Consider the following 10,807-nt stretch of genomic DNA (forward strand, 5'->3'; position numbering starts at 1 on the left):
CGAAACCGGGCCCGCGCCGGGCGGACCAGATCGCCTCACGGGCGGCGCGGGCAGCGGAAGTGACGTCGATGACCGGCTCGGGGTAGCGGCGCCCCAGCAACCATGCGGCGTCCGGCCATTTCCACGGCTGCTGCAGGAATGCATCGGGAACCGGGCCAAGCTCCGGCACCCAGCGGCGGGTGAAAACGCCGCTGGGGTCGTGATCCAGCCCCTGCTTCACCGGGTTGTAGATGCGGGGAATGTTGATCCCGGTGGTGCCGGACTGCATCTGAATCTGCGGCCAGTGAATGCCCGGATCGTAATCGGTGAACATCTGCGCCAGCAGCGTTCCGCTGGCGCGCCAGTCCAGCCACAGATGGTACGAGGCGAAAGACGTCACCATCGCCCGCATCCGAAAGTTCAGCCAGCCGGTGGCCGCAAGATAGCGCATGCAGGCGTCGACGAATGGCAGGCCGGTGTCCCCGGTTGCCCAGGCCGCAAGCAGGTTGGCATCGGCCCGGCGTGGGCGGCTGGCCTCGGCGCCCGGATGCAGGCTGCGCATCTCGATCGACGGCTGATCTTCCAGCTTTTGGGCAAAGTGGTCGCGCCAGGCCAGCCGGGATTGAAAGCTGGTCAACGCCCCACCCCAACGCCCGCCTGGGCGCAGGGCCTGACGGGCTGCGGTGGCCTGCGCGACTTCCCTTGCGCCAATTGTTCCCAGCGCCAGATGCGGCGATAGGCGGGAACAGGCGCGCTCTCCCGTCAGCGGCGATGACATTGCACTGCGATAGCTTTCACCGCGCTGCGCTAGAAAGCTGTCCAGAAGCGCCAAGCCTTGCAGCCTGCCACCGGTCTGGCGGTGCGGGCAGCGGTCCTCAGCCAGTTTCAGGGCGCGTGCGTTGGGCAGAAAACCCGGCTCCACCCCCGGCACCGGGGTGATCGCCGGTACGTCCAGCAACGGCGCCGCCATCATCGCATCGCGTGCCTTTGACCAACCATCCCGGCCGCGCAATCGGCGCACCACACCCGATTGCGCCAGCTCCACCCACTCCACCCCAGCTCCCTTTGCCCATGCAGCCACCTTGCGGTCGCGGGCATAGGTCCACTGGTTGCCGGTTTCCTCATGGCTGATGATGTGGGCGATCTTGTGCTGGCGACACAGGCTGTCGAGCACGGCCACCGCATCGCCGGTGCGCAGGATCAACGGCATCTGCCGCTCCGCCAGCGCATCACGCAGATCGTGAAGGCATTCGGCAGTAAACGCCCATTGCCGGGCCGAAGTGTCGGGCTGCGCCCAATAATCAGGCTCGATGATGTACAGCGGCAAAACCCGGCCCATGGCCGCCGCAACCGTCAGCGCCGGGTGATCGGATAGGCGCAGGTCGCGCTTGAACCAAAGAAGAACATTCATGGAACATAAACTAGCGACCGTAGAAGATTCGTAAAGGTGGAAACGCTCTGTCTGCGTAACCACCCCTTGCGCCTGACACCCCAAAGCCTAGCTTGAGCCGGTCAAGGAGTGCCCAATGAACGCCCCACGAACGATCCATCTGTCCGATTATCAGCCCTATCCCTTCCTGGTGTCCGCAGTGGCGCTGACCTTCCGACTTTCGCCAAAGGCGACGCGGGTCAAGGCGCGGCTGGTTCTGGCGCCAAACCCGGCGCGCCCTGGCCGCCACGCCCTTCGGCTGGATGGAGAGGGGCTGCGGCTGATCTCGTGCAAGGTGAATGGCGCCGAGGTGAAGACGGTGCCGGATTCGCACGGCCTCACGCTTGCGGTGAAACTTCTGCCTAAGGGCGGCTTCACCCTTGAAACCGAAGTCGAGATTGCGCCCGAGACCAACACCGCGCTTGAGGGGCTCTATATGTCGCACGGCATGTATTGCACCCAATGCGAGGCCGAAGGCTTCCGCAAGATCACCTTCTACCCCGATCGCCCCGATGTGATGGCCCCCTTCAAGGTGCGTGTCGAAAGTGATCTGCCGATCCTGCTGTCGAACGGCAATCCGGGTCGGCGCGGCAAGACCTTTGCCGAATGGGACGATCCATGGCCCAAACCCGCCTATCTGTTCGCATTGGTGGCGGGCGATCTGGTGGCGCATTCGGCGCCCTTCACAACTGCTTCGGGCCGCAAGGCCGCCCTCAATATCTGGGTGCGTAAGGGCGATGAGGACCGCTGCGCCTATGCGATGGACAGCCTGATCCGCTCGATGCGCTGGGACGAACAGGTTTATGGGCGCGAATACGATCTGGATGTGTTCAACATCGTCGCGGTCGATGATTTCAACATGGGCGCAATGGAAAACAAGGGGCTGAACATCTTCAACTCCCGTTACGTTCTGGCCAGCCCCGAAACCGCCACCGACGACGACTTCGCCCGAATCGAGGCGATCATTGCGCATGAATACTTCCACAACTGGACCGGCAACCGCATCACCTGCCGTGACTGGTTCCAGCTATGCCTGAAGGAAGGGTTGACGGTGTTCCGCGACCACCAGTTCAGCGGCGACATGCGCTCCCCGGCGGTGCGCCGGATCGAAGATGTGATGGCGTTGCGGGCGCGGCAGTTCCGTGAAGATGCCGGGCCTCTGGCCCATGCCGTGCGCCCCGAAAGCTTTGTCGAGATCAACAACTTCTACACCGCCACCGTCTACGAAAAGGGTTCTGAAGTCATCGGTATGCTGAAACGGCTGGTGGGTGATGCCAGCTATGCCAGGGCGCTGAACCTGTACTTCGACCGCCATGACGGCCAGGCCGCCACCATCGAAGATTGGCTCAAGGTGTTCGAGGATGCCACAGGCCGCGATCTCGGCCAGTTCCAGCGCTGGTATTCCGAAGCAGGAACGCCACGCTTGAAAGTGGACGACGATTTTAAGGACGGTGTCTACACGCTGCACTTTGAACAGCACAACCCGCCCACCCCAGGCCAGCCGGAAAAGCAGCCCAAGGTTCTGCCGATCGCTGTTGGCCTGCTTAATCCCAACGGCGATGAGGTGGTTCCGACAACTGTGCTGGAAATGACCGAAGCCCGGCAGAGTTTCAGTTTTGAAGGTCTTGGCGCGCGGCCGATCCCGTCGATCCTGCGCGATTTTTCCGCCCCCGTTGTGCTGGATCGAAAAGTGCCGATGGCAGAACGCGCATTCCTTCTGGCGCATGACTCCGATGCCTTCAACCGTTGGGAAGCGGGCCGCGCGCTGGCCAAGGATGTGATGGCTGAAATGGCAACCGAAGGCGCTGACCCGGCGGCTGCTTGGCTGGACGCGCTGGCGCAGGTCGCCTTTGACGACAGCCTTGATCCGGCCTTTCGCGCCCTGGCCCTGCGCCTTCCCGGCGAGGATGACATGGCCCAGACCTTGCAAGCGGCGGGTCACGTGCCTGACCCGGACCGCATCTACATTGCCCGGCGCCGCATGGGCGATGCCTTGGCGCAGCGTCTTGGGCAGCGTTTGCCGGTGCTGTTTGACGGCCTTGCCGATCCAGGCCCCTTCACGCCCGATGCCAAGGCCGCAGGGCGACGGGCGCTGCGGGTGGCGGCGTTGGGTTTGCTTACGCGGATGGACGGCGGGCGTGCGGCCGAGGCAGCTTATGCTGCGGCCAACAACATGACCGAAGAAATCGGCGCGCTGTCGGCCCTGCTTGATATCGGGCGAGGGCAGGCCCAACTTGCCCAGTTCGAGGCGCGCTGGGCGGCGGATCGCAACGTGATGGACAAGTGGTTTTCGCTGCAGGTTGCCTATGCGGCCCCGGCGGATTTGGCCCGGATCACCGAGCAACTTACCCGTCACCCCGACTTTGACTGGAAGAACCCCAACCGCTTTCGCTCCGTCATCGGCGTGTTGTCGGCCAATCATGCCGGCTTCCACCACGCATCAGGGTCCGGTTACCAGTTGCTTGCCGATTGGCTGATCAAACTCGATCCGCTGAACCCGCAAACCGCGTCACGCGTCTCGACCGCCTTCGAAACCTGGCCGCGATACGACGCGGGGCGTCAGGCCAAGGCAAAGGTCGAACTGGCGCGGGTGCTTGCGGCCAAGGGCCTGAGCGGCGATTTGCGGGAAATGACGGAACGCATGCTGGCGGCAGACTGACGCAGGCTCAGCCCGTCGCGGCGCAATAGGGCTGCGTCTTGGTCCAGGCGGACATCTCGCCACGCTTGCCCGCGTCACGCACCGGCATCCAGTCACGCCCAATTCCGCGGTTGCCCTCGCCGGCGACGAGGCCGTCTTTGGCCACCTGTTCAGACATGATTTCGACGGCGCATTCCAGATTTGCCGCCCCGTCTTTCAGCGACCCGGCCGTCTTGGCCTCGCAGCCGTAATTCGCCGCTGACCGTGGAGAGATCTGCATCAGCCCGATCCATCGGCCACCGCCCCCTGCGGCGAGCGGATTCCACGTGCTTTCGTACTTTGCCACCGATGACAGCAGCCCAGCCCAGAAGGCCCGCCGTTCATCGATGCTGGCTTGCGGGTAGCCGGGGCACCATTGCGCGATATCCGCAGGCACCGTTTCGGCCAGCACCGGGTCTTTGGTCGAAACTGCAACCAGCGTCGCTTCGGTCCATTCAACTGCCTCGGGTCGGTGATCCCAGCGCATCGGTGGCGGCGAATCAGCTCCTTTGCCGGACTTCCCTGCAGCGTCAGAAGACACGCATCCCGAAAGTGCAAAAACCGTAAACAACCCTAAGGCTATGCAATGTAAAGATATTGCGAATCTGCGACTTGAAACACGCCGCACTATCATGTTTTCGCCAGAATTTGCGGTATTGCTAAACAAGTTGCTTCACGATCTGAAAGTGGTTCCGAGTTATGGTTATACGTTCCCTCCGCGCGCTGAAAACCCACCGGCCAATGGCTGAGCAGGAACCCGCCGCAATGCGGGAAATGGCGGACAGCCTCGTTGAACTGCCAAAGGAGCCAATGACACCGGAAGAGGTTTTGAAGCGGCTTGATGTTCCGGTGCTGCCGGTTGCGCCAGTGCTGGATGAATGGCATTCGATCAAATCCGGCCACGCAGCAATATCAGCAAATGGCCAATGGGAGGATCTGCTAGTCTGGCTGCGCTACGCCGATCTGTCCCGCGCCAAGGTGGGCGGTGGAAAGTCCCTGGCAACCCTGATCAGCGAGGGGGCACGCAGCCAGTTGAACGACAGGATCAAGGCTCAGGATTGGCCCGCCGCCGATGCCGAACTTGCGCGCCTTGCAGCAGTGTTTGACGACCACCCGGCTGACTATACCGCTGCGCATCTTTTGGCGCACGGACACCTTGATGTCGCAAACGCCAAGCGTCAGATGACGCAGGTTGGGCAAATGTCGCAGGGCGTCTGGAAGGACAGTGCCGCGCATTACGCGCAGGCCGAAGCCGTCTTGTCATCCTTCGATCCGATAGAAGAACTGTCTCCCCTGCTGGCAAACACGCGCTATCAGCTGGTGCGCGGCATCGAAGAGGGCAGGTCCCTGTGCCGCGACTGGTTCGAGGATTGGTGCGACCTTGACCCCGAAGACAGCGATGCCCAGACCGCCCATGCCCACAACATGTTACCGCACTGGTTTGGCACCTTGTCCGGTTTTGATAACGAGGCGTCCAAAGCAGCGGCCCTGACGTCCACAAAGACCGGGCAAGCGGCCTACGCGGTGTTCTACATGGCGGCGCGGGAAGATCTTGGCGACTTTCCCCCCGGCATGGATTTGCGGCGTTTTCTTACCGGGCTTGAGCACTTCCGTATTGCCACGAAATGCCAGTACCGGGTGAATCTGGCTGCGGGCCTGTTGGCGGCGATGCTGCAGGATTCACACGGCGAGGACCCGTCAAAGGATGTGGACCTCGGGCTGGTGCGGATTGCGATGTCGCGGCTGCTGTGCACCCACATGACTGAGGTTCACCTGGCGGCTTGGCCTGACGGCAATGACGGCCTTGCCCTCGCCATGACCGAGGTATTCGGCCAGGACCTGCAGGGCGGGGCGCATATCGTCGTCCGCGACGGCGGACTGGCCGCTCAGCACCAGTCGTCCTAGACCAGCGACCCCTTGCCCCCCGCAGCGCGCCGCCTTAAACCCAAGCGCTGAACCTGTCTGTCGGAGGCACGATGCTGGACCTCGCCTACACCTCGCCCAAACCCCGCGTGATCTCGGGGGCAAAGCACGACTGGGAACTGGTGATCGGCATGGAAATCCATGCGCAGGTGTCTTCGAACGCGAAACTGTTCTCCGGCGCCTCGACCAGTTTCGGCTCCGAGCCGAATTCGAATGTCGCCTTTGTCGATGCAGCGATGCCGGGGATGCTGCCGGTGATCAACGAGTATTGCATCGAACAGGCGGTGCGCACCGGTCTCGGGCTGAAGGCGCAGATCAATTTGCGCTCGGCGTTTGATCGCAAGAACTATTTCTACCCCGATCTGCCGCAGGGCTATCAGATCAGCCAGCTTTATCATCCCATCGTGGGCGAGGGCGAAGTTTTGGTCGAATTGGCCCCCGGTGTCGCGCGCCTGGTGCGGATCGAGCGGATCCACCTGGAACAGGACGCGGGCAAATCCATTCACGACATGGACCCCAACCTCAGCTTCGTCGATTTCAACCGCACCGGCGTGGCCTTGATGGAAATCGTCAGCCGCCCTGACATTCGCGGGCCCGAGGAAGCGGCAGCCTATGTGGTCAAGCTGCGCCAGATCCTGCGCTATCTTGGCACCTGCGACGGCAACATGCAGAACGGCAATCTGCGGGCTGACGTGAACGTCTCGGTCTGCCGTCCGGGCCAGTACGAGAAATACCAGGCAACGCAGGACTTCGCTCATCTCGGCACGCGGTGCGAGTTGAAGAACATGAACTCCATGCGCTTTATCCAAGCGGCCATCGACTATGAGGCCCGCCGCCAGATTGCGATTCTGGAAGACGGCGGCACCGTGCATCAGGAAACCCGCCTCTACGACCCCGACCGCAACGAGACCCGATCGATGCGGTCCAAGGAAGAGGCGCACGACTACCGCTATTTCCCCGACCCCGACCTGCTGCCGCTGGAGATTGACCAACCTTGGGTCGACCACATCAGGGCGACCATGCCGGAACTGCCAGACGCCAAGAAAGCCCGGTTTATGGCCGATTTCGGCCTGACCGATTATGACGCCAACGTGCTGACCGCCGACCTTGAATCCGCAGGCTTCTTCGAGGCGGTCGCACAGGGCCGTGACGGCAAGCAGGCGGCAAACTGGGTGATCAACGAACTGTTCGGTCGGCTCAACAAGCAAGGTCTTGGCGTTGCCGACAGCCCGGTGTCGGCGGCCCAACTCGGCGGTGTGCTGGATCTGATCGGCAGTGGCCAGATCAGCGGCAAGATGGCCAAGGACCTGTTCGAGATCGTCTGGACCGATGGCGGCGAACCTTCCGACCTGGCGGCAAAACACGGCATGCAGCAGGTCACCGACTCCGGTGAAATCGAGAAAGCGGTTGACGAAATCATTGCCGCAAACCCCGATCAGGTGGAAAAGGCCAAGGCCAATCCCAAGCTTGCCGGCTGGTTCGTGGGGCAGGTGATCAAGGCCACCGGCGGCAAGGCCAACCCTGCGGCGGTCAATGCCTTGGTGGCGGCGAAGCTGGGTCTCTGACGGTTTCTCCACTAGCGTTAGGCAACAGCCGCACCGCCACCCCCATATCCTGCGCTGTTGCGCGAATGACCCTGCCACCACACGATCATGTTTTCCCGCCTTGGCCTCTGATGCCGAATCCCGATAGTATTGCTGCCAAGGTTGGGGAGACGAAAATGCAACGTTATGAGTATCATGTGGTGCCCGCCCCGCGTCGTGGCGAAAAGGCTCGCGGTGTCAAAACCATCGAAGACCGGTTTGCCCTGGCTCTGACCACCCTGATGAACGAGCTTGGCGCCCAAGGCTGGGATTATGTCCGCGCCGATGCCCTGCCGGTTGATGAACGCGCGGGGTTCACCGGCACCAAGACCACGTTCCAGAACATGCTGGTGTTCCGTCGCCCGCTGAAAACCCTTGGCGAAGACCTGCCCGAACGCCCGGCCACGCGTATCTTCACCCCCGAGGTGCCTGCGACTGCGCCCAAGCTCGGCCCGGCAGAAGTGCCCGTCGGCCCGGCGCCTATCGTGGGCCCGGCAAAACCCAACCTCGCGGCCGAATGATCAGCCGACTGCCTTCAGCGCGTCGGGCAACACGTCTTCAAACGCATCAAGGCTGACCGCGTCGCCAAGGCTGACGCGGATGCAGCGATCCAGTGGCGCCACCCCCGGCATCCGGACAAACACCCCCCGCGCCACAATCGCGGCCAGCAGCGCGCGCGCATAGTCACCGTCGCGGCCACAGTCCAGCGTCACGAAATTCGTCGCCGACAGCAGCGGTAGCAGGCCGTTGGCCCGCGCGATGCTACCGACCCTGTCGCGTGCAGCGATGATCCGGGCCTGCACATCGGCCAACCAGGTCTGGTCTGCCAGCGCCGCCAGCGCCCCGGCCTGTGACACCCGGCTCATCCCGAAATGGTCGCGCACCTTGTCGAAGGCCAGCACCATCTCAGGTGCCGCAATCGCATAGCCTACCCGCGCGCCTGCCAACCCGTACCCCTTCGAAAACGTCCGCAGCCGGATGACCTGAGGATGACCCGCGCGGATCGTGGGAACCGTGCCGGGCGGGGCCAGATCCGCATAGGCCTCATCCAGCACCAGCAGCGTCGCCTCGGGCAGGTTCGCCACCACCTCCTCGATCACTGCGGCCGGATGATGACTGCCCATCGGGTTGTCCGGGTTGGCCAGATACAGCAACCGCGCACTGCTGCTGCGGGCACTGGCAAGCAGCGCGCCTGCGTCTTCATGATCGCCCTTGTAGGGCACGCGCGTCAGCGCCCCGCCATAGCCCGCCACATGGAAATTGAACGTCGGGTAAGCGCCAAGCGAGGTCACCACCGGCGTGCCATGCTCCAGTGTCAGGCGGCAGATCAGCCCCAACAACCCGTCAATGCCGGGGCCAATGGCAATGTGGTCCGCAGTGATCCCATGATGTGCGGCCAAGGCCTGCTTCAAGTCGTGGTTTTCCGGGTCGCCATACATCCACGCACCCGCCGCCGCCGCCTGCATTGCCGCAATCGCATGGGGCGACGGCCCGAACACGCTTTCATTCGCACCCAGCCGGGCGCGGAACGGGCGGCCCTGACGGCGCTCCAGCGTTTCCGGCCCGGTGAAGGGCACGGTGGAGGGCAGCGACTGTGCAAGCGGGGTGAGAAAACGGCTGGTCATGCCACCACGCTATGCGCGAAGTTGTGGCTGGTGCAAGCCAAGGAAACCACACTGGTCTGCGTCATAAGCAAAGGGGCACATTCGGCCCCGGTTGATCCAGAGGTTCGCATGCTACGCCTAGTCACAGTCCTTGTCCTGTCCCTCGGGCTAACGCCCGCCATGGCCGATACCGTCCCTGAGCCTGCACTCCTGGTCATCGAGGCTGACTCCGTAGTCCAGCTACCCGGCTCGAACGCCACAATCCGGCTGACCGGGGTGCAGGACGTGCGCTGCCCGTCCGACGTCGATTGCTATTGGGAAGGCCTGATCAAGATCACCCTGACCCTGACCGATGCTGAGGGCACCCTGCACGACATCACGCTGTGCAACATGTGCGACGAGGCCACGCGCGAGGCGCTGGCGCTGGGTCTGCGGATCACCTTCACCCGGCTGGAACCCGGCCGCAACGTGCTTGACGATCTCAACCGCCCGGTACAGCTGTCGGATTACACGGTGTTCGTTACGGTCGCGCCGCAATAGGGCAGGGGCCGGTCAGGCCCCCGCCTCAGTCCAGTTCTGCCAGCCGGGCCAAAGCGGCGCGCAGCATCGCTGCCTCCGCCTCGCGCGCCTGAAGGTTGGCGCGGGCCTCGATCACCACTTCCTCCGGGGCTGAGGCCACGAAGTTTGGGTTGTTCAACCGGCCGTTCAACCCGGACATTTCCTTGCCCAGCTTCTCCATCGCTTTGGAAAGACGGGCCTTTTCTTCGCCAATGTCGATGATCCCGGCCAGCGGAATGGCAAATGCCGCCCCCTCCACCGCCACTGCGATGCTGCCTTTCGGGGCCGCGCCCTCGCTCAGGCTGTCGATCCGGGAAAGGCGCTTGATCAGCGTCTCGTTGCGCGCCCAGGCAGCGCGCGCCTCGTCGGTCAGGCTGGTCGCCACCATATCCAGCTTCAGCCCCACCGGCACATGCATCTGCGCACGGGCCGAACGGATTTCGTCGATCAGCGCGGTCACCCAGTTCATCTCGCGGTCGGCGGCGGGCTGGATCAGGTCCAGGCCATAGACGGGCCAGTCGGTGTGGATCAGCGGCTTGGTCCGCGCGCCGGTGGTGGCCCACAGCTCCTCGGTGACGAAGGGCATCATCGGGTGCAGCAGGATCATGCACTGGTCCAGCACCCAGGCCATGGTCTGGCGCGTCTCAGCCGCCTCCGGCCCGTCGAACAGCGGTTTGGCGAATTCGACATACCAGTCGCAGACCTTGCCCCAGACGAATTTGTACAGCGCATCCGCCGCCTGATCGAACCGGTAATCGGCCAGCGCCGCGTCGACCTCGGCCAAGGTACGGGCGGCCTCGCCGATGATCCACTGGTTGACGGTGGCTTTCGGAGCAGGGGCGGGGCCGGTCTTGTGGCCCTCCCACACATGGTTCATCTCGGCAAAGCGGCAGGCGTTCCACAGCTTGGTGCCAAAGTTCCGGTAGCCCGCGATGCGCTGGGTATCCAGCTTCAGCACGCCGCCAAGGCTGGCCATCGCGGCGTTGGCGAACCGCAGCGCGTCGGCGCCGTATTCGTCGATGATCTCCAACGGGTCGATGACGTTGCCGAGCGA

The 10,807-nt window shown here is 63.4% G+C and carries 9 protein-coding genes; 5 read left to right on the forward strand and 4 right to left on the reverse strand.

All coding sequences use genetic code 11. The features are described from left to right. The coding region (locus RMO18_RS10455; RefSeq protein ID WP_309665762.1) for an FAD-binding domain-containing protein at positions 1–1,390 on the reverse strand (1,390 nt) is incomplete at its 3' end. A 115-nt stretch (positions 1,391–1,505) separates the two neighbouring features. Between RMO18_RS10455 and pepN the strand changes: the two genes are divergently transcribed. After that, positions 1,506–4,067 carry an aminopeptidase N gene (gene pepN, locus RMO18_RS10460; RefSeq protein WP_309665764.1) on the forward strand — a complete coding sequence of 854 codons (2,562 nt, stop codon included), beginning with the start codon at positions 1,506–1,508 and terminating at the stop codon, positions 4,065–4,067. A 7-nt stretch (positions 4,068–4,074) separates the two neighbouring features. Here the strand turns inward: pepN and RMO18_RS10465 are convergent, their stop codons facing one another. Further along, complete coding sequence (locus tag RMO18_RS10465) at positions 4,075–4,572, reverse strand: transglycosylase SLT domain-containing protein (RefSeq protein WP_309665766.1); 498 nt, start codon at positions 4,570–4,572, stop codon at positions 4,075–4,077. A gap of 254 nt (positions 4,573–4,826) precedes the next feature. On the opposite strand from RMO18_RS10465, the gene RMO18_RS10470 reads away from it, so the two are divergent. From RMO18_RS10470 to RMO18_RS10480, 3 genes are all read left to right on the forward strand, one after another. Then, on the forward strand, positions 4,827–5,990 hold the full coding sequence (locus RMO18_RS10470; protein ID WP_309665768.1) for a hypothetical protein: 1,164 nt from the start codon (positions 4,827–4,829) through the stop codon (positions 5,988–5,990). A gap of 71 nt (positions 5,991–6,061) precedes the next feature. After that, positions 6,062–7,573, forward strand: a complete 1,512-nt coding sequence (gene gatB, locus RMO18_RS10475; RefSeq protein WP_309665769.1) for an Asp-tRNA(Asn)/Glu-tRNA(Gln) amidotransferase subunit GatB — start codon at positions 6,062–6,064, stop codon at positions 7,571–7,573. 155 nt (positions 7,574–7,728) lie between these two features. Continuing rightward, positions 7,729–8,112 (forward strand): DUF4177 domain-containing protein, encoded by a 384-nt coding sequence (locus RMO18_RS10480; RefSeq protein ID WP_309665770.1) that lies wholly within the window; start codon positions 7,729–7,731, stop codon positions 8,110–8,112. Here the strand turns inward: RMO18_RS10480 and RMO18_RS10485 are convergent, their stop codons facing one another. After that, positions 8,113–9,216 (reverse strand): pyridoxal phosphate-dependent aminotransferase, encoded by a 1,104-nt coding sequence (locus RMO18_RS10485; RefSeq protein WP_309665771.1) that lies wholly within the window; start codon positions 9,214–9,216, stop codon positions 8,113–8,115. A gap of 159 nt (positions 9,217–9,375) precedes the next feature. Here RMO18_RS10485 and RMO18_RS10490 point away from each other — a divergent pair, with 159 nt between their 5' ends. Further along, positions 9,376–9,735, forward strand: coding sequence for a hypothetical protein (locus RMO18_RS10490; protein WP_309665773.1), 360 nt, complete (start codon positions 9,376–9,378; stop codon positions 9,733–9,735). 25 nt (positions 9,736–9,760) lie between these two features. Here RMO18_RS10490 and RMO18_RS10495 read toward each other — a convergent pair. Then, a partial coding sequence (locus tag RMO18_RS10495) for a class I tRNA ligase family protein (RefSeq protein ID WP_309665775.1) occupies positions 9,761–10,807 on the reverse strand: 1,047 nt, incomplete at its 5' end.

It is taken from the genome of Tabrizicola sp. (assembly GCF_031377265.1).
Lineage (GTDB): Bacteria > Pseudomonadota > Alphaproteobacteria > Rhodobacterales > Rhodobacteraceae > JAUYQR01.

Coding starts and splice junctions, on each gene's coding strand:
- pepN (WP_309665764.1), top strand. CDS start 1,506: ATGAACGCCCCACGAACGATCCATCTGTCCGATTATCAGCCCTATCCC.
- RMO18_RS10465 (WP_309665766.1), bottom strand. CDS start 4,572: ATGCGCTGGGATCACCGACCCGAGGCAGTTGAATGGACCGAAGCGACG.
- RMO18_RS10470 (WP_309665768.1), top strand. CDS start 4,827: ATGGCTGAGCAGGAACCCGCCGCAATGCGGGAAATGGCGGACAGCCTC.
- gatB (WP_309665769.1), top strand. CDS start 6,062: ATGCTGGACCTCGCCTACACCTCGCCCAAACCCCGCGTGATCTCGGGG.
- RMO18_RS10480 (WP_309665770.1), top strand. CDS start 7,729: ATGCAACGTTATGAGTATCATGTGGTGCCCGCCCCGCGTCGTGGCGAA.
- RMO18_RS10485 (WP_309665771.1), bottom strand. CDS start 9,216: ATGACCAGCCGTTTTCTCACCCCGCTTGCACAGTCGCTGCCCTCCACC.
- RMO18_RS10490 (WP_309665773.1), top strand. CDS start 9,376: ATGGCCGATACCGTCCCTGAGCCTGCACTCCTGGTCATCGAGGCTGAC.